Source organism: Quisquiliibacterium sp., assembly GCF_982640115.1.
Map to the genome: position 1 here is coordinate 1 of NZ_CEXFHW010000077.1, position 17,454 is coordinate 17,454.

Annotated in this window: 17 protein-coding genes and 1 tRNA gene; 11 read left to right on the plus strand and 7 right to left on the minus strand. The window is 71.7% G+C overall.

The features are described 5' to 3' along the window. Positions 1–84 precede the first annotated feature (84 nt). From AC2H6A_RS10350 to AC2H6A_RS10360, 3 genes are all read right to left on the minus strand, one after another. On the minus strand, positions 85–2,163 hold the full coding sequence (locus AC2H6A_RS10350; protein ID WP_484273234.1) for a pseudouridine synthase: 2,079 nt from the start codon (positions 2,161–2,163) through the stop codon (positions 85–87). Positions 2,164–2,181: 18 nt separating this feature from the next. After that, positions 2,182–2,889, minus strand: coding sequence for an SMC-Scp complex subunit ScpB (gene scpB / locus AC2H6A_RS10355; protein ID WP_484273235.1), 708 nt, complete (start codon positions 2,887–2,889; stop codon positions 2,182–2,184). Positions 2,890–3,049: 160 nt separating this feature from the next. Then, positions 3,050–3,126, minus strand: a tRNA-Met gene (locus AC2H6A_RS10360). 147 nt (positions 3,127–3,273) lie between these two features. Between AC2H6A_RS10360 and AC2H6A_RS10365 the strand changes: the two genes are divergently transcribed. The 6 genes from AC2H6A_RS10365 (at position 3,274) to AC2H6A_RS10390 (ending at position 8,730) form a co-directional block, all read left to right on the plus strand. Beyond that, positions 3,274–3,822: an NUDIX hydrolase gene (locus AC2H6A_RS10365; RefSeq protein ID WP_484273236.1), complete on the plus strand. Its 549-nt coding sequence runs from the start codon at positions 3,274–3,276 to the stop codon at positions 3,820–3,822. Between the two features lie 74 nt (positions 3,823–3,896). Then, positions 3,897–4,607: a leucyl/phenylalanyl-tRNA--protein transferase gene (gene aat, locus AC2H6A_RS10370; RefSeq protein WP_484273237.1), complete on the plus strand. Its 711-nt coding sequence runs from the start codon at positions 3,897–3,899 to the stop codon at positions 4,605–4,607. After that, the gene (locus AC2H6A_RS10375) at positions 4,604–5,344 is read left to right on the plus strand and encodes an arginyltransferase (protein ID WP_484273238.1); all 741 of its coding nucleotides are present in this window, start codon (positions 4,604–4,606) and stop codon (positions 5,342–5,344) included. The genes aat and AC2H6A_RS10375 overlap by 4 nt, the downstream gene beginning before the upstream one ends. Positions 5,345–5,377: 33 nt before the next feature. Continuing rightward, the gene (locus AC2H6A_RS10380; protein WP_484273240.1) at positions 5,378–6,412 is read left to right on the plus strand and encodes a quinone-dependent dihydroorotate dehydrogenase; all 1,035 of its coding nucleotides are present in this window, start codon (positions 5,378–5,380) and stop codon (positions 6,410–6,412) included. A 57-nt stretch (positions 6,413–6,469) separates the two neighbouring features. After that, a complete protein-coding gene (locus AC2H6A_RS10385) occupies positions 6,470–7,603 on the plus strand; it encodes an acyl-CoA dehydrogenase family protein (RefSeq protein WP_484273241.1) in 1,134 nt (377 codons plus the stop codon). 242 nt (positions 7,604–7,845) lie between these two features. Next, positions 7,846–8,730 (plus strand): crotonase/enoyl-CoA hydratase family protein, encoded by an 885-nt coding sequence (locus AC2H6A_RS10390; protein WP_484273243.1) that lies wholly within the window; start codon positions 7,846–7,848, stop codon positions 8,728–8,730. Between the two features lie 15 nt (positions 8,731–8,745). Here the strand turns inward: AC2H6A_RS10390 and AC2H6A_RS10395 are convergent, their stop codons facing one another. From AC2H6A_RS10395 to nthA, 3 genes are read right to left on the minus strand one after another with little or no spacing between them, the layout of a single operon-like run. After that, positions 8,746–9,105 (minus strand): nitrile hydratase accessory protein, encoded by a 360-nt coding sequence (locus AC2H6A_RS10395; protein ID WP_484273244.1) that lies wholly within the window; start codon positions 9,103–9,105, stop codon positions 8,746–8,748. Next, positions 9,102–9,779, minus strand: a complete 678-nt coding sequence (gene nthB, locus AC2H6A_RS10400; protein ID WP_484273246.1) for a nitrile hydratase subunit beta — start codon at positions 9,777–9,779, stop codon at positions 9,102–9,104. Before nthB ends, AC2H6A_RS10395 begins: the two co-directional genes overlap by 4 nt. Continuing rightward, complete coding sequence (nthA, locus tag AC2H6A_RS10405) at positions 9,776–10,411, minus strand: nitrile hydratase subunit alpha (RefSeq protein ID WP_484273248.1); 636 nt, start codon at positions 10,409–10,411, stop codon at positions 9,776–9,778. Before nthA ends, nthB begins: the two co-directional genes overlap by 4 nt. Positions 10,412–10,466: 55 nt before the next feature. On the opposite strand from nthA, the gene AC2H6A_RS10410 reads away from it, so the two are divergent. From AC2H6A_RS10410 to AC2H6A_RS10425, 4 genes are all read left to right on the plus strand, one after another. Next, entirely contained in the window at positions 10,467–12,023 is a 1,557-nt protein-coding gene (locus AC2H6A_RS10410; RefSeq protein ID WP_484273249.1) for a B12-binding domain-containing radical SAM protein, read from the plus strand. After that, positions 12,020–12,973 carry a delta(1)-pyrroline-2-carboxylate reductase family protein gene (locus AC2H6A_RS10415; RefSeq protein WP_484273250.1) on the plus strand — a complete coding sequence of 318 codons (954 nt, stop codon included), beginning with the start codon at positions 12,020–12,022 and terminating at the stop codon, positions 12,971–12,973. Before AC2H6A_RS10410 ends, AC2H6A_RS10415 begins: the two co-directional genes overlap by 4 nt. After that, complete coding sequence (locus AC2H6A_RS10420) at positions 12,970–14,133, plus strand: NAD(P)/FAD-dependent oxidoreductase (protein WP_484273252.1); 1,164 nt, start codon at positions 12,970–12,972, stop codon at positions 14,131–14,133. The genes AC2H6A_RS10415 and AC2H6A_RS10420 overlap by 4 nt, the downstream gene beginning before the upstream one ends. A 111-nt stretch (positions 14,134–14,244) precedes the next feature. After that, positions 14,245–15,039 carry an IclR family transcriptional regulator gene (locus tag AC2H6A_RS10425; protein WP_484273254.1) on the plus strand — a complete coding sequence of 265 codons (795 nt, stop codon included), beginning with the start codon at positions 14,245–14,247 and terminating at the stop codon, positions 15,037–15,039. On the opposite strand, the gene pbpG is transcribed toward AC2H6A_RS10425, so the two are convergent. Continuing rightward, entirely contained in the window at positions 15,018–16,265 is a 1,248-nt protein-coding gene (gene pbpG, locus AC2H6A_RS10430) for a D-alanyl-D-alanine endopeptidase (RefSeq protein ID WP_484273258.1), read from the minus strand. The two genes, AC2H6A_RS10425 and pbpG, sit on opposite strands and share 22 nt — an antisense overlap. Before the next feature lie 538 nt (positions 16,266–16,803). Between pbpG and AC2H6A_RS10435 the strand changes: the two genes are divergently transcribed. Further along, on the plus strand, positions 16,804–17,340 hold the full coding sequence (locus AC2H6A_RS10435; RefSeq protein WP_484273256.1) for a phasin family protein: 537 nt from the start codon (positions 16,804–16,806) through the stop codon (positions 17,338–17,340). The last annotated feature ends 114 nt before the right edge of the window (positions 17,341–17,454 follow it).

Sequence of the window (17,454 nt, forward strand, 5' to 3'; positions counted from 1 at the left end):
AAAATGGGCTGGCCAGCCCATTTTTTTGAGCACGCCTGCCGGTGCATGGTCGAGCAGGCGCTTGGAATCCGAAGATTATAGCGCTTATTCAGGCGCTTTGCGAGCCGGATCAGCGCGCCGACGCGAGCGCGAGCGGCCGCCCGGACGCCCCGAGCCCCGGTTGCCGCCCGGCGCCGCGCCCTGCCCCGGCTGAGCGCCTGCTCCGGGCCCGGCGCCCCCGCCCGGCCGGCCGCGCGGTCCGCGCTGGCCGGGGTTCCCACCGGGACCCGAACGCGGTCCGGCCTGCCCCGGCGCGGCCTCGCCGCCGCCGAAGCCGCCCGGGCCGCCCGGGCCGCCCCGCCCTGCCTGTCCGGGCTGACCGCCCTTGCCCGGCTTGCCGGGTTTGCCGGGTCGACCGGGCTTGCCCTGCCAGCCACCACGGCCCGACGGGCCTCCCTGACCCGAGGGCCCGCCCTGACCGGGCTGCCCTGCCTGGCCACCGGGCCCGCCGAACTTGCCCGGCCTGCCCGGCTTGCCGCCCTTGCCGCGGCGCGGCGCGGTGCCGGGTCGCTGGCCGCCGGGGCCGCCGATCCGCAGCCCCGCCGGTGCGCCGCCCGACGGATAGGTGAAGACCACATCGCCGGTGGCACTCGGCCCGACCGCAGGCGGCGAGCCCATGAAGCCGCGTCGGCGACCGCCGCGCGCCCCGGGCTCGCCCTTGCGGACCTCGCGGGTGATCCCTTCGAGGTGGGCGTTGGCCATGCCGGGTTGCCATTCATCATCGAGGACGGCGATGTCGTCGTCGTCGAAATCATCATGCCGGGGATGATCGGACACGGCCTCGTCGGCCTCCGCCGCCCCCTGCACCGGTCCGGCGCGCCGGACCGCGGTGAACAGCAGGCCGACATCGGCCTCGGAGAGCTCCACCCAGCGGCCGCGCGCCAGATTGCGCGGCAGGCCGAGCGGCCCGAATCGCACCCGCACCAGCCGACTCACGGTGAGCGAGACCGCCTCGAACATCCGCCGGACTTCGCGGTTGCGCCCCTCGGCGATCACCACGCGGTACCAGTGGTTGACACCGTCGCCACCGATGTCCTCGAGCCGCGAGAAGGCGGCGGGGCCGTCATCGAGTTCGACGCCGTTCAGCAGACGCTCGCGGGCCTCGTCGTCGATGCGCCCGATCACCCGCACCGCGTACTCGCGCTCCCAGCCGTAGCGGGGATGCATCAGCCGGTTGGCGAGTTCACCGGAGGTGGTGAACACCAGCAGGCCCTCGGTGTTGAAGTCGAGCCGGCCCACCGAGACCCAGCGCCCGCCGCGCACCTTGGGCAATCGCTCGAACACCGTCGCGCGCTGACCGGGATCGTCGCGGGTGGTGATTTCGCCGGCCGGCTTGTGGTAGAGCAGGACCTTGGGCTGGGTGGCGATCACCTTGCGGTTGAGCGGTCGACCATTGACCCGGACCTGGTCGCTGGGGCCGATGCGCTGCCCGACATGAGCGGGCTGGCCATTGACCGAGACCCGGCCGGAGATGATCAGTTCCTCCATGTCGCGGCGCGAACCCAGGCCGGCATCGGCGAGCAGCTTGTGCAGCTTGGGGCCGTCCTCGAGGCCGGGTCCGGCATCGGGCAGGCCCTCGGGTGGTTCGGGCGGGGCGGTGACCACCGACTCGGCGAAGAAGGGGATCGGCTCGGCCGGCTCCGGCGGCGGGGCCGGTTGACGAGGTGGGCGGGCCTCGGCTGGACGGCGGGCCTCGCCGCCGGACTCGCCAGCCTCACGCGGACCGCCGCGGGCGCCGCGCCGACGCGCCGAACGCGGACCGCGGCCTTCGCCGGGGCCGCCCTCGGGTCCTCGGCGACCACGACCGGGGCCATCGCGACGCACGATCATGTGGGGCTGGCGGTCGCCGTCCTCATCCTCGGACTCGTCGCCAACCGGAGCGCGGCCCGGCCTGGCCGATGGCATCCCGGCCGGCGAGGCGCCCCCGGCCACGGCCTGCGCGGACAGCGGCTCCCCCGCCGGCGCAGCCGACTCGGCCTTCAACCGCTTGGGCAGCCGCAGCTGCGGACGCCGGCCAGGCGCAAGGGCCGGGGCGGGCGCATCGGGCGCGGCCACGCCGGCAGGCGTCGATGGGCTGTCGGCCACGGGGGCGACGGGGGGAGTGTCGGGTGAGTCGGTGGGCAAGGCAGGGTCCTCCGCGCGTCAGGACGCGTCGCGGGGTTCGGAATCGGGGAGTGGGGTGTCGGCAGCCGACGCGGCCTCGGGAAGCCCGGACGATCGGACAGGCGGGGGAAGTTCGGCTGAATCGGCTGAAGGAACAGACCCGGCCGGCTCTGCCTCCGCCGGATCGAAGGCGATCGACTGCTGCCCGAGCACCGCTACGGCCTGGGCCGGACTGGCCGCATCGGGCAGCAGGGGAAGATCGTCGAGCGAGCGCAGGCCGAGGTCGTCGAGGAACTGGCGGGTGGTGGCGAACAGGGCGGGCCGGCCAACGACATCCTTCTGGCCGATGACCTCGATCCATCCACGGTCTTCGAGGGCCTTGACCACCGACGTGGAAACGGTCACGCCCCGGATGTCCTCGATGTCGCCGCGGGTGACCGGCTGACGGTAGGCCACGATGGCCAGGGTCTCGAGCACGGCACGGCTGTAACGAGGAGCCTTGTCGGCCTGAAGCCGACCGAGGAACTCGGCAAGCTCCGGGGCGCTCTGGAAACGCCAGCCGCTGGCCAGCGGCACCAGCCGCACGCCGCGCCCCTGCCAGTCGGCCTGCAGTTCCCGCAGGATGCCCTCGACCTCGGCGCCGGTCAGCGACTGCTCGAACAGACGGCGCAGATCGGCCACCGACAGGGGCTGACCCGCGGTAAGCAGAGCCGCCTCGATGACGATCTTCGCCTGAGCGATTTCCATGCGCGTGAAGGCGCCTGCTGATCGGATGGTGAAACCGGCGAACCGGGCGGCGCGGCCAGCACACTGTTGGCCGACAGAACGGGCGAAAGTCTGGGCAGCCCGTTGCGCGTGCCCCGGACACCCGGGGCGACCAGAGCCGGCAGGCCCTGGAGAATACTGTTGGTTGCGGGGGCAGGATTTGAACCTGCGACCTTCGGGTTATGAGCCCGACGAGCTGCCAGACTGCTCCACCCCGCGTCCGGAAGACCACGACTATACCGCGCAAATGACTTCCGAGGCAAGGCGAGGCCCGCAAACCGACCAGCGGTACCGCCGGGAGCCGGCCCCGCTTGCCCGCGGCCGGGCTGCGATACACTCGACCCGATCATTCACGGACGGTTCCGGATGCGCTTCTGTTCAGCTTGCGGCCAATCGGTCGAGCACACCATTCCCGCCGGCGACAACCGTCCGCGCTACTGCTGCGCCGGCTGCGGCACCATCCACTACCAGAACCCGAGGATGGTGCTCGGCACCGTTCCGGTCTGGGGCGAGCAGATCCTGCTCTGCCGGCGCGCGATCGAGCCCCGGTATGGTTTCTGGACCCTGCCGGCGGGATTCATGGAGAACGGTGAAAGCACCCACGAGGGGGCGCACCGCGAAACCATCGAGGAGGCCGGCGCGCAGATCGAGATGGGCGAGCCCTTCTCCATCCTCGATGTGCCGCATGTCGACCAGGTCCACATGTTCTTCCTCGCCAAGGTGCTCGACGAGCGCTTCGACCCCGGCCCCGAGAGCCTCGAGGCCAGGCTCTTCAGCGAGGCCGACATCCCCTGGGATCAGATCGCCTTTCCCACCGTCACGCACACCCTGAAATGGTTCTTCGAGGACCGCCGCGCAGGCCAGTGGCGGCTGCACACCCAGACCCTGCGTTACGACCGCCGCCCCCGGGCCTGAGGGCGGCCTGCCGGCCTGACGCCAGTCCCGCCAGTCCCGCCAGTCCCGCCAGTCCCGCCGGGCCACCGCCGCGCATGCGCATCCCCTGGGTGAATCCTGGCGACCCGCTGCCGCCGCCGGACCGGGCAGCGGGCGATGCGCCGATCGCCGCCGGCCTCGACCTGTCGGGCCAGCGGCTGATCGAGGCCTACCACCGGGGCATCTTTCCGTGGTTCAGCGAAGGGCAGCCGGTGCTGTGGTGGTCGCCCGATCCGCGCATGGTGCTGCGCCTGACCGATTTCAAGGTGACCCGTTCGCTGCAGAAGGTGCTGCGGCGGGCCCGCCGCGAGGGCCACTGGACGCTGAGCCTCGATCGGGCCTTCCCGCAGGTGATGGCCGCGTGTGCCGCGCCCCGACCGGGGCACGGACCGGGCACCTGGATCACGCCGGCCATCCGCCAGGCCTACGGCGAACTGCACCAGCTCGGCCTGGCCCACTCGGTGGAGACCTGGCGGGGCGACACCCTGGTGGGCGGCCTGTACGGGGTGGCGATCGGCCGCATGTTCTATGGGGAATCGATGTTCGCGCGCGAGACCGACGCCTCGAAAGCGGCGCTCGCGGGGCTGGTCGCCCTGCTGCGAGGCCTCGATTTTCGCGTGATAGACTGCCAGCAGGAAACCGGACACCTCGCCTCGCTGGGGGCTGCGCCGGTGGCGCGCGCCGAGTTCCTGCGGGAAATGCGCGAGCTGACTGCCCTGCCCCCGCCGGATTGGTCCAGCCTGCGAATCGCGCTTCCTGACGCATGACCCACCCCACCGAGTTGCCGTTCTCGGCGCTGCAGTTCTACGCCACGGCGCCCTACCCCTGCAGCTACCTTGCCGATCGGCAGGCACGCAGTCAGGTGGCCACGCCCAACCACCTGATCAATGCCGATGTCTACAGCGAGCTGGTGCGCGCCGGCTTTCGCCGCAGCGGCGTATTCACCTACCGGCCGCATTGCGACGGTTGCCGGGCCTGCGTGCCGGTGCGGGTGCCAGCCGCCACCTTCAGCCCCTCCCGCTCGCAGCGCCGCGCCCGGCAACTGCATGCGCCGCTGCGCACCCTGGTGGCCCGCCTGGGCTTTGCCGCCGAACACTACGACCTCTACCTGCGCTACCAGGCATCGCGGCACTCCGGCGGCGGCATGGATCAGGACAGCCGCGAGCAGTACGCGCAGTTCCTGCTGCAGAGCAAGGTCAACACCCGGCTGGTGGAGTTCCGCGAGGCCGACGGCCGGCTGCGCATGGTGTCGATCATCGACATCCTCAACGACGGCCTCTCCTCGGTCTACACCTTCTACGACCCGGATGTGGCCGGCGCCAGCTACGGCACCTTCAACATCCTCTGGCAGATCGAGCAGTGCCGCACCCTTGGCCTGGCCTACCTCTATCTCGGCTACTGGATCGCCCAGAGCCCCAAGATGGCCTACAAGGCCGGCTACCGCCCGATCGAGTACCTGCACAGCGGCCGCTGGCAGGCCGAGCCGCCGCCGGCGCTGCGCTGATCGCCGCGTCACCCGCCCCTTTCCCGTGTCCCGATGAACGCCTACGACCTGGCCCGGCCACTGCTGTTTTCGCTCGATGCCGAACGCTCCCATGACCTCGTCCTGAGCCAGCTCGACCGCGCCCATGCCTGCGGCGTGCTGCGTCTGGTCGCGGGCACGCGGGTCGACGACCCGGTGGAGGTGATGGGGCTGCACTTTCCCAACCGGGTCGGCCTGGCGGCCGGGCTGGACAAGAACGCCGCGCATGTCCCGGCCCTGCGTGCGCTGGGTTTCGGCTTCCTCGAGGTGGGTACCGTCACCCCTCGTCCGCAGGCCGGCAACCCGCGGCCCCGGCTGTTTCGCCTGCCCGAGCGCGAGGCGATCATCAACCGCATGGGCCTGAACAACCTGGGCGTGGATCAGTTCCTCGAGAATCTCGGCTTTGCGCGCGAGCGCGGCGTGGTCGGGGTGAACATAGGCAAGAACGCCGACACGCCCATGGAGCGTGCGCTCGACGACTACCTGATCTGCCTCGACCGGGTCTACGAGCGGGCGAGCTATGTGGCGGTGAATGTGTCCTCGCCCAACACCCGCAACCTGCGCCAGCTGCAGGGCGGCGACAGCCTCGACTGGATGCTCGAGGGCCTGGCCAATGCCCGTCATCGCCTGCAGCAGACCCACCGGCGCCGCGTGCCGCTCGCCCTGAAGATCGCCCCCGACCTCGACGACGCGCAGATCGCGGTGATCGCCGAGGCGCTGCCGCGCCATGACTTCGACGCAGTGATCGCCACCAACACCACGGTGGCCCGTGATGCCGTGGCGGGGCTGCCGCACGCGGAGGAGCCGGGTGGCCTGTCGGGCGCGCCGGTGCGCGACGCCTCCAACCGGGTGATCGCCGCCCTGCGGGCGCGCCTGCCTGCCGGCTTCCCGATCATCGGGGTGGGCGGCATCCTCACGGGCGCCGATGCGCTGGCCAAGATCGAGGCCGGCGCCACCCTGGTCCAGGTCTACAGCGGTCTCATCTATCGCGGCCCGGCGCTGGTCCGGGAATGCGCGCAGGCGCTGGCCGACGCCTACGAAGGCCGCTGAGCGCGCAACGGCCGCGTCGTACCATCGGGCGGTGATCCATCCGTCCGGGCCCCGAGCATGACCCTCACCGCCGATGAACTCGCCCTGATCGACCGCACCGCCGCGCTGGCGCGCGAGGTGGTCGCGCCGCAGGCGGCCCGATGGGAGCGCGAGCGCCGCATCGGTCATGAAGGGCTCGCCGCAGCGGCGGCCCTGGGCCTGACCCGGCTGCAGGTGCCACGCGATCAGGGCGGCCTCGACCTCTCGTTCAGCTGCAAGGCGCAGATAGCCGAGGTGCTCGGTGGCGCCGATTTCGGCTTCACGATGTCGCTGATCAACACCCAGAACATTGCCGCCAAGCTGGCGCGCGATGCCCGGCCCGAGGTCGCGGCCCGCTATCTGCCCGACCTGATCGCGGGTCGGCGCCTGGGCTGCACCGCGCTCACCGAGCCGGGAGCCGGCTCCGACTTCGCCGGCATCACCACCACCGCCACCCGCTGCCCCGGCGGCTGGCGCCTGAACGGCGCCAAGGCCTGGATCACCAATGCGGCGCAGGCCGATGTGGTGGTGCTCTACGCACAGACCGAGCCCGGTTCGAAGGGCCGCGGCATCGCAGGCTTCCTGGTCGATGGCCGCCGCGAGGGCTTCATCCGCGAACCGGCCTTCGCGCTCGGTGGTCAGCACAGCATCGGCACCGGCGGTTTCCGCCTGCAGGACTACCGGGTCAGCGACGAGGAGGTGCTGCACCCGCCCGGTCAGGCCTTCAAGACCGCGCTCGGCTCGATCAACGGCGCGCGCACCTACATCGCGGCCATGAGCTGCGGCATGGTGGCCGAGGCGCTGCGGGTGGCAGCCGACTTCGGCGAGCGGCGCAGCAGTTTCGGCCGCCCGCTGGCCGAGCACCAGGGCTGGCGATGGCGCCTCGCCGAGGCAGCGAGCGAACTCGCAGCCTGCCGGCTGATGGTGGCGCATGCCGCGGCGCAGATCGATGCCGGTGTCGATGCGCAGCTCGCCGCCGCCCAGGCCAAGCTGCTGGCCACCCGGATGGCCGAGCGGCAGTTGCCGGCGCTCGCCCAGGCCATGGGCGCCGAGGGCCTGCGTGAGGAGCACCCGTTCTCCCGGCACCTGATCGGAGCCCGGGTGGCGAGCTTCGTCGACGGCTCCTCGGAGATGCTGCTCGAGCGGATCGCGGCCGTGATGCGCACGGCCTGAACCGGCGCATTTGCGGGCCGGCGAGCTGAGTGCCCGGGCCGCTCCGGCCCACGCGCAGCCGAAGTGTCGATCCCCGACCTGGGCGGCCTCGCGACCCGGCCGCTTCCGAAATGCCCGCGGCGGCGCGGCCGCGTTCCGAAGCCGGCGCGCGCGCCGGTCGTGGCACGCCCGCGCGGCAGATGAATCCATTAGGCTCGCCGCTGACGCGCGCAGCCCCTGCCCGCCCTATCCGGAGACCACCAATGGCCCTGCAAGCCCTGGAGACCCTGCTCTACAGCGTCGAGGATGGCGTCGCCATCGTCACGCTGAACCGCCCCGACAAGCTCAACGCCTTCACCACCCGGATGCGCGACGAGCTGATCGCGGTGTTCGACGAAACCGATGCCGATGACGCGGTGCGCGCGGTGATCATCACCGGCGCCGGCCGCGGCTTCTGCGCCGGGGCCGACCTCTCGGCCGGCGGCAAGACCTTCGACTACGCCTCGCGCAGCGAGAGCGCCCGCGAGGAGTCCAAGGTGGGCGAGGTCTACCGGGACGGCGGTGGCCTGACCACCCTGCGCATCTTCCGCAGCCTCAAGCCGGTGATCGGCGCGATCAACGGCCCGGCGGTGGGCATCGGCGTGACCATGCAGCTGCCGATGGACATCCGCCTGGCCTCCACCGAGGCGCGCTTCGGCTTCGTGTTCGCACGCCGCGGCATCGTGCCCGAGGCCGCATCCACCTGGTTCCTGTCGCGGGTGGTGGGCATGCAGACCGCGCTCGAGTGGTGCTTCACCGGCCGTGTGTTCAACGCCCAGGAGGCGCTGGAGCGCGGCCTGGTTCGCTCGGTGCACGCGCCGGCCGATCTCATGCCCGCGGCCCGCGCCCTGGCCCGCGAGATCGCCGACAACACCGCGCCGGTGTCGGTGGCCCTCACCCGCCAGATGCTCTGGCGCATGGCCGGGCAGGATCACCCCATGAAGGCGCACCGCATCGACAGCCGCGCCGTGCAGGCCCGTGGCCAGTCGGCCGACGCGCGCGAGGGCGTGAGCTCGTTCCTGGAGAAGCGCCAGCCGGTGTACCCCAACAAGGTGTCCACCGACATGCCGGCCTTCTTCCCGTGGTGGGACGAGCCGCCCTTCGAGTGAGGCTCGCGCGGGCGCTCAGCGATTGCCGAGAGCCCGCACGCCGGCCGGCAGACGGGGCGCTTCGCCATGCGGCGTGAGTTCGCTCGCGGTGCGCCAGGCCTGGCGCATGGCGCCCAGGCCGAGCGGGGGCACCAGCCCGCGGCTGACCACCAGCCGCTCCAGCGCCGTCAGCCAGTGGCGGTAGTAGTCCTCGCCGGCGCCGACCTCGCCCCCCGCCTCGGCCTGCGCGAGGGTTTCCGACAGGCAGGCGGCCCACTGCGGCCAGGTGAACAGGCCCCGCGCGTGCAGCGCCACCACCAGCGCGAAGGCCTGGGCCTCCCAGGGCTCACGAAACACCGGCGCCTCGGCGCCGCAGGGCGGCGCGGTCGGGCTCATCCGGCTGCGCCTTCCGAAGGCGCCGACTCGAGGTAGGACTCCCAGCAGTCGACGCACACCGCATCGGCCGTGCAGTCGGGGCCCCAGAGCTCGCGGCCGCGGAACTCGACCGTGTAGAGCCACTGGGGCTGCTCACCGAGCCCCAGCGCATGGCTGTCGGGAAACACATGCACGCCGTGGATCAGGGTGATCACGCCGACATGGCCACGCACGTAGCGCGGCAGGCGCACATGACCGGTGGGGTGGATGTTGCGGGCCCGTACCCGATCGCCGACACGCCAGCGCGCCGCTGCGGCGGCTTCGCGCTGCGTGGGGCCGCCGCGGGCGAGCACGCCGGCCACCGCCTGCGCCGGCACCGCGCGCAGACCCGGCAGGGGTGGGTCGATGGCCCGTCCTGCGGCGATCTCGGCGGCGCTGGCCAGACCGCGCGACTGCAGCAGCCGTTCCAGTCCGAGGGCCCAGATCTCGTAGTAGCTGCTGGCGAGGTAGCGCGCCGGCGGCAGGCTCTCGCGTGCGCTGCGGGCCATGTCGATGTTCCAGCGCCCCAGGAACCCGGCCGCCAGCGTGACCGCGAAGGCACGGCGCTCCCAGGCCTCGTGGAACAGGGGCTCGTCGGGCTCGATCGGCACCGGGCCGAAGCCCATGGCGCCGCCCATGTCGTGGGCGCCGTTCATGCCGGCACTCCCTGGCCCGGCGCCCGGGCCAGGCCGGTGCCGATCATGCTGTCGCGCGTGACGAGGGCGGCCAGCGCCGATTCGTCGAGGTGCTCGGTGCCGGCCGGCCGCATGGGCAGCACCAGGTAGCGGATCTCGGCGGTGGAATCCCAGACCCGGATGCGGGTATCGGCCGGCAGGGTGAGACCGAAATCGGCCAGCACGCCCCGCGGATCGATCACCGCCCGCGATCGGTAGGGCGCCGACTTGTACCAGGCGGGCGGCAGGCCCAGCACCGGCCAGGGGTAGCAGGAGCACAGCGTGCAGACCACCAGGTTGTGCTGCTCAGGGGTGTTCTCGACCGCGACCAGATGCTCGCCCTGGCGACCGACGAAACCGAAGTCGGGCGGCTCGGCCACGGCCGCGGTGGCATCACGCAGAAGCCATTCCCGGTAGGCGGGATCGGCCCAGGCGCGCGCCACCACCCGCGCACCGAGGTGCGGGCCGATGCGGTGCTCGTAGGTCTCGATGATCTCGTCGAGGGCGGCGGGATCGATGTAGCCCTTCTCGGTGAGCAGGGTCTCGAGCGCGCGCACCCGGATGTCCATCTCGGAGAGCGCCGCGCCATGCGCGTGGGGGGTCTTGTCAGCCATGGGTATGATTCTGCATCAGGCCGGCCCGACCGCGCCGCCTGTCCCCGGGCAAGTCATGGCCGAACTGATCCTCTGCACGCTCAACGCCCGTCACGCCCACGCCTCGCTTGGCCTTCGCAGCCTGCGCGCCCACCTCGGCGCCCTGCGGCCGCGCAGCCGCATCGTCGAGTTCGTGGTGGGCGCGCCCACCGAAGACATGGCCGAGCGGCTGCTTGCCCACCGGCCCAGGGTGATCGGCTTCGGCGTCTACATCTGGAATGTCGAGGCCACCACCCGGCTGGTGGCGCTGCTGCGCCGCGTGGCGCCCGAGGTGGCCATCGTGCTCGGCGGGCCGGAGGTGAGCCACGAGATCGACCGGCAGCCGATCTGCGCCATGGCCGATCATGTGATCACCGGGGCTGGCGAGACCGCCTTCGCGCTGCTCGCCCGCCAGCTGCTCGACGGTCCGCGACCGCTGAACCGCGTGGTGCCGGGCGGCGACCCCGATCCGCGTGAGCTGGTGCTGCCGGTCGACGAGTTCTCCGACGACGACCTGCGGCATCGGCACCTCTACCTCGAGGCCTCGCGAGGCTGCCCCTACCGGTGCGAGTTCTGCCTCTCGGCCCTCGACCGCACGGCCCGGCCCTTCGCACTGACCCGCGTGCTGGAGGCACTCGCCGGCCTGCACGCACGCGGCGCGCGGCGCTTTCGCTTCGTCGACCGCACCTTCAACCTGCGCATCGACACCGCCGGGGCAATTCTCGATTTCTTCCTTGCGCGCCAGGCCGAGAACCCGGATGACCCGGTGTTCGCGCACTTCGAGCTCGTGCCCGATCACCTGCCGGCGGCCCTGCGCGAGCGCATCACCCGCTTTGCGCCCGGCACGCTGCAGTTCGAGATCGGCATCCAGACCTGGAACCCCGAGGTGCAGGCCCTGATCAGCCGTCGTCAGAACAATGCCGCCGCCGAAGACAACCTGCGCTGGCTGCTGCAGGCCACCCAGGCGCACCTGCATGTCGACCTGATCGCGGGGCTGCCCGGCGAGACCCTGGCGAGCTTCGGCGAGGGGTTCGAGCGCCTCGCGCGCATCGGCCCGCACGAGATCCAGGTGGGCATCCTCAAGCGCCTGCGCGGCGCGCCGATCAGCCGCCACGAGGAAGCCTTCGCGCTGCGCTTCAATCCGGCCCCGCCCTACAACATCCTGGCCACCCGCGACATCGGCTTTGCCGATCTGCAGCGCATCAGCCGCTTCGCCCGCTACTGGGATCTGATCGGCAACTCCGGGCGATTCCGCCAGAGCCTGCCGCTGGTGCTCGGCGACGCGCCCTTCCGGCGCTTCCTGGCGCTGTCCGACTGGCTCTTCGAGCGCACCGACGCCACCCACCGCATCAGCGCCGAGCGCCTGGCCGAACTGGTGCTCGCCTGGCTGATCGAGACCGACCCGACCTCCGATCCGGCCCGACGCCGGGCCGGGCACGAGGCCGCGCAGCAGGCAGCCTGCGCCGACTACGCCGCCAGCGGCGCGCGCGGCCGCCCCGGCTTCCTCGCTCGCGGCCTGCCCGGCGCGCGCCATACCGATGGCATTGCCGTCGCATCCGCCATCCCTCCACGTCAACAGCGCCACCTCGCATGAGTCTCATCCTGCTCGATGCCGCCGCCACTGCGGCCGCCCTGCCCCACGCGGCGCTCGCCGAGGCGCTGGCCGACATGCTGGCGCGACGACGCGCCGGCCAGACGCTCTCGCCCGAGCGGCTGGTGGTGCCGCTCACCGGCGGGGTGCTGCTCGCGATGCCCGCGAGCGATGGCGAGTACGCGGTCACCAAGCTGGTGACCGTCCATGCCGACAACCCGCGCCGCGGCCTGCCCAGCCTGCTGGGCGAGGTCCTGCTGATGCGCGCCGACACCGGCGAACGCCTGCTGATGCTCGACGGCCCCACCGTGACCGCCCGGCGCACCGCCACCTTGTCCGCGCTCGCGGCCATGCGGCTGGGCGCGGCCCGCGGGGCCGAACTGCTCCTGGTGGGCGCGGGCGTGCAGGCCCGCGCGCATCTCGAGGCCTTCGCCGAACTGCTCGCCGTGAGCCGGGTGTGGATCCTCGGGCGCGACCCGGCCCGAGCCGCGGCGCTGCGCGCCCATGCAGGCGATCTGGGTCTGGCCGCCACGGTGATCGACGACCCGGTCCCGGCGCTGGCCCGCTGCCGGCTCATCATCACCGCCACCACTGCCCTGGCGCCGGTGATCCCTGACGCGGTGCGCGATGACGCCTTCGTCGCGGCGGTCGGCGCCTACCGGCCCGAGATGTGCGAACTGCCGGCCACGCTGGTGCGCCGGTCCCGCGTGGTCGTCGATGACCGTGCCGGCGCCCGGCACGAGGCCGGTGACCTGATCCAGGCCAGCGTCCCGCTCGAATCGGTCGCGCAGCTGGAAGACCTCGCACCGGGTGCGATCGCCCCTGGCGCCGGCGCCCCGGTGGTGTTCAAGAGCGTGGGCCAGGCTCTCTGGGACCTTGCCGCAGCGCGCCTGGCCTGGCGCAGTCTGGAAACCGCGCACGAGCCCTCGCGCCTGTCTGGGGCGCGGCCATGACGAGCACCGCCAGCGGCACCCTGCCGCGCTTCGATGTCGCCGTGATCGGCGCCGGCATCATGGGGTGCGCCAGCGCCTTTCGCCTGGCCGAGCGCGGACTTCGGGTGGTGGTCCTCGAGCGCGAGAGCGCGCCGGCCACCGGCTCCACCGGCCGGAGCGCCGCCGGCGTGCGCCTGCAATTCTCGGATGAGACCAACATCGCGCTGTCAGCCAGCAGCCTGCGCGAGTACCGCGACATGCCCGCGGCCGCCTACCGCCCGATCGGCTACCTCTTCCTCGTGCCGCCCGATCAGTGGGATGCGCACCGCGCGGCCGTTCCCCTGCAGCGCCGGCTCGGTGCCGCGGTGCAGGTGCTCTCGCCTGCCGAGGCCGCGCGCATCGTGCCGATCGACGCCGCCGGGCTGGCCGGCGCCACCTGGTGCGCGCAGGACGGCGTGGTCGATCCGCACGGCATCTGCCTGCACTACGCCGAGCGCGCGCGCGCGCTCGGCGCGAGCCTTCGGGTGAACGCCGGCGTGAGCGCGATCGAGCGTCGGCCCGGCGGCTGGCGGATCAATGCCGGCGAGCACAGCCTGCTGGCCGATCGGGTGATCAATGCCGCAGGCGCATGGTCAGGCCAGGTGGCCGCTCTCGCCGGGCTCGAGGTGCCGGTTGATGCGGCCCGCCGGGTGGTGTTCGCCAGCGCACCCTTGCCGGCCTCACTGATGCGCGCCTCACCCTACCCGCTCACCGTCGATCTCGGCAGCGGCTTCTACTTCCGCTCCGAGAACCAGCGCCTGATCTTCGGCCAGAGCAACCCCGCCGACACCGGTTTCTCGGAGGGCATCGACTGGCCCTGGCTCGACACGGTGGTGGCCTCGGCGCTCGACCGCTTCCCGTGGTTCGAGCAGGTGAGCCTCGACCGCCGAGCCTGCTGGTGGGGCTACTACGAGGTCACCCCGGACCACAACGCGATCATCGGCGCCGACCCCGACGAGCCGGCCTGGATCAATGCCTGCGGGTTTTCAGGGCACGGCGTGCAGCAGGCTGCGGCGGTGGGCCGGCAGGTGGCAAGCATCGCGCTGGGCGAGCCCACCGAGATCGATCTCGCCTCGCTCTCGATCAGCCGGTTCCGGGGGGCGAACAAGCGGGTTGCGTCGAGCGAGCGTCTCATCGTCTGAACACATGAAACTGACAGGCCGGGTTGATTTTCACAAGGTGGTATAGAATTTCAGGCGATTGCGCCCCGCCCTGTGCGCTGGCGCAGGCCGACCCACCCGCGCTCCCTCGCCATGTCACGCCCACGCTCCTCCGACCCTGCCGACGCCGGCAAGACCGCCATCCAGGTCATCGACCGGCTGGTCGCCCTGCTCGACGCGCTGGCCGCGCAACCCGACGCGGTCAGCCTCAAGGAACTCTCGCTGCGCACCGGGCTGCATCCGTCCACCGCGCATCGCATCCTCAACGACCTGGTCACCGCCCGCTTCGTCGACCGCTCCGAGCCCGGCGCCTACCAGCTCGGCATGCGCCTGCTCGAACTCGGCAACCTCGTGAAGGCGCGACTCAATGTACGCGATGCCGCCCTCGGCCCGATGCGTGAGCTGCACCGGGCCACCGGCCAGCCTGTCAACCTCTCGATCCGTCAGGGTGACGAGATCGTGTACATCGAGCGGGCAGTCTCGGAGCGCTCGGGCATGCAGGTGGTGCGGGCCGTGGGCGGGCGCGCGCCGCTGCACCTGACCTCGGTGGGCAAGCTCTTTCTGGCCGCCGACGAAGCGCGCCTGGTGCGCGCCTACGGCACACGCACCGGCCTGGCCGGCCACACCCGCAACAGCATCACCGAACCGGCGCGCCTGGAACGCGAGCTTGCGCTGGTGAGGGCACGCGGCTATGCCCGTGACAACGAGGAACTCGAGCTCGGCGTGCGGTGCATCGCCGCAGGCATCCGCGATGACTCCGCGCGCCTGGTGGCCGGACTGTCGATCTCGGCGCCGGCCGATTTCGTCCAGGACGACTGGATCGACCTGCTCTGCAAGACCGCCGGGCAGATCTCGTCGGCGCTCGGCTACGAGCCGGCCGACGCGTAGCTGGTCCGGATCGGCGCGACACCGCCCGCCGACGGACGCTCGGCAGGTCGCCGATGCGCGGTCTCGACCCACTGACGCAGCCGCTGCGCGTCGCCATACCGGGAGTGCCGACCGGCGGACTCGAGCAGCACCATGAGCATGGGACGGGAGTCCATCACGAGCTGCATGATCAGGCAGCGCCCCGCCTCGGCGATGTACCCGGTCTTCTGCAGGCCGATCGACCATGAGGACTGGTCGATCAGGCGATTGGTGTTGCGGAAGGCCACCGGCCGCCGACCGGCATCGACGGTGAGTCCGGGCGCGGTGGAGTACTGGCGGATCAGCGGGTACTCGTAGGCGGCCCGCATCATGCGAACGAGGTCGTTTGCGCTGGCCATGTTGCGGCCGGACAGCCCGGTGGGGTCGGAGAATCGGCTGGAGGCCATGCCCACCGCCCGAGCCTTGGCATTCATGGCCGCCACGAAGGCCTCGAGCCCACCAGGATAGTGCCGGCCCAGGGCATGCGCGGCCCGGTTCTCGGAGGCCATGAGGGCAAGCTGCAGCAGCTCGCCGCGGGTAAGCCGGGTGCCGGGTGGCAGGCGCGAGCGCGAACCCTTCTCGGTATCGATGTCGTCGGCGCTGATCTGCAGGACCTCGTCGAGCGGCAGGCCGGCATCGAGCACCACCATGGAGGTCATCACCTTGGTGATCGAGGCGATCGGCAGGACCGCATCGGTGTTCTTGGCGAAGAGCACCTCGCCGGTCTGGTGGTCGGCCACGAGGGCCACCGCAGAGTGCAGATCAAGAGGGTCATCGACGGCATGCAGGCCGGTGGCATGACCAACCGACAGTCGCGCGGGGGCCGGGTTCAGGCGGGGCGCCGCTGCCGCTGCGCCAACCGCGCCACCGGCCGCCAGCGCCGCCGCCGTGCGCGCGGCGGCCTGCCGCTTGCGGGCCGTGCCGGCCACGGCGGGCGCCGACGCGGCGCCGCGCCGGGGCGCCGCGGCCTGACGGGCACCTGCGGCGCGCTCGGACCTGGCGGCGCTGCCCGAGGGGGCCTGACGAACCAGCGCCGCCTGGCGCGCGGGCGCGGCCCGACTGGCCGAGCGGGCGGCATCAGACTCGCGCGACGGGGCTTCGCGCGACTGGGCAGGCAAGGAGGTGAAGAGCAGGCAGGCGGTGAGCAGGGCCACCGGCAGAGCGAAGGTGGCGCGCGCGGCGCGACGATCAGGACGAGACAAGGACACCCCCGACATGGAATCCGGAAACCACCGGCGCAGTCTAACAAAAAGACCATGTGAATGAAGTGCTTGAGAGGGGATTTTCAAGCCGACTCTCGAAACACCGACCGGCGGCGCCCGACGCGGCTCGACCGGTGACCCGCCGGCCTGAGGGAGGCTCCGCCACGATGCCGACAGGCGTGGAACTTCGCCCGGCACCGTGCTTGCCGACCGGCCACCCGAGCCTCGCTGCATTGCAACGCGCGCAGCCACGGTGTTCTCCAGCCCTGTGACATCGATCACGCCCGGGACGGGAGGGTCATCATGCCGGTGAATCGCCCGGGAAGGCTACGAATCAGGCTTACCCGACGACTAATCCTTGAAATTCAATGACATCGGTCGCCAGCACGGGGCGCAGGGCGTGCCTGGGCTCCGACCTCATTCATCACTTGACGCGGTTTCAAAAACCCCTACAATGCGATGGTGCGGCGCACAATAACCGACTGACCGGGTCGCGCGACCGCCGGGCTCCCCAACCAAGACACCCCCACGCAGCGAGGCACCCATGGTCAATACCCCCGAGCAGTTCGTCCAGGCCCAGAAGCTCACCTTCGACACTTTCCAGGCCGTCGCGCTGAAGTCCTTCGAGGCCTTCGAGAAGCTGGCCGAACTCAACCTCCAGGCCATGAAATCCTCGCTGGAGGAAAGCGCCGACCAGATGCGTGGCCTGATGACCGCCAAGGACATCAAGGTGGTGGGCGACTGGTCGATCAACGGCCTGCAGCCGACCGCCGACAAGATGGGCGCCTATGCCAAGCATGTCTACGACATCGCGAGCGAAGCCGGCGGCGAGATCGCCCGACTGGTCGAGAAGCAGATGGCCGAAGGCCAGAAGCAGTTCACGGCCTCCATCGATGCCATGGCCAAGAGCGCGCCGGCCGGCAGCGAAGGCGTGGTCACCCTGATGAAGTCGGCGGTCTCGGCAGCCAACACCGCCTTCGATCAGGTGCAGAAGGCGACCAAGCAGGCCGTGGAAGCGGCAGAAGCCAACCTCACCGCGGCCACCAAGGCCACCCGTCCGGCCACCCGCAAGGCGGCCTGAAGCCCGCGCCCAGACCTCCGGGGCGCCCAAGCCCCGCCCCGAGGCGCCCCCAGCGGGGGCGCCCTGCCCTCAGGCCTGGCGCATCAGTATCACCTCCCGCATCGGCGGCGCCGG

Coding starts and splice junctions, on each gene's coding strand:
- AC2H6A_RS10395 (WP_484273244.1), bottom strand. CDS start 9,105: ATGAGCCCGACCGCGCCGCCCTGCGGCGCCGAGGCGCCGGTGTTTCGT.
- AC2H6A_RS10420 (WP_484273252.1), top strand. CDS start 12,970: ATGACGAGCACCGCCAGCGGCACCCTGCCGCGCTTCGATGTCGCCGTG.
- AC2H6A_RS10365 (WP_484273236.1), top strand. CDS start 3,274: ATGCGCTTCTGTTCAGCTTGCGGCCAATCGGTCGAGCACACCATTCCC.
- AC2H6A_RS10435 (WP_484273256.1), top strand. CDS start 16,804: ATGGTCAATACCCCCGAGCAGTTCGTCCAGGCCCAGAAGCTCACCTTC.
- AC2H6A_RS10380 (WP_484273240.1), top strand. CDS start 5,378: ATGAACGCCTACGACCTGGCCCGGCCACTGCTGTTTTCGCTCGATGCC.
- AC2H6A_RS10415 (WP_484273250.1), top strand. CDS start 12,020: ATGAGTCTCATCCTGCTCGATGCCGCCGCCACTGCGGCCGCCCTGCCC.
- aat (WP_484273237.1), top strand. CDS start 3,897: ATGCGCATCCCCTGGGTGAATCCTGGCGACCCGCTGCCGCCGCCGGAC.
- AC2H6A_RS10410 (WP_484273249.1), top strand. CDS start 10,467: ATGGCCGAACTGATCCTCTGCACGCTCAACGCCCGTCACGCCCACGCC.
- AC2H6A_RS10375 (WP_484273238.1), top strand. CDS start 4,604: ATGACCCACCCCACCGAGTTGCCGTTCTCGGCGCTGCAGTTCTACGCC.
- AC2H6A_RS10390 (WP_484273243.1), top strand. CDS start 7,846: ATGGCCCTGCAAGCCCTGGAGACCCTGCTCTACAGCGTCGAGGATGGC.
- scpB (WP_484273235.1), bottom strand. CDS start 2,889: ATGGAAATCGCTCAGGCGAAGATCGTCATCGAGGCGGCTCTGCTTACC.
- nthA (WP_484273248.1), bottom strand. CDS start 10,411: ATGGCTGACAAGACCCCCCACGCGCATGGCGCGGCGCTCTCCGAGATG.
- AC2H6A_RS10385 (WP_484273241.1), top strand. CDS start 6,470: ATGACCCTCACCGCCGATGAACTCGCCCTGATCGACCGCACCGCCGCG.
- nthB (WP_484273246.1), bottom strand. CDS start 9,779: ATGAACGGCGCCCACGACATGGGCGGCGCCATGGGCTTCGGCCCGGTG.
- AC2H6A_RS10425 (WP_484273254.1), top strand. CDS start 14,245: ATGTCACGCCCACGCTCCTCCGACCCTGCCGACGCCGGCAAGACCGCC.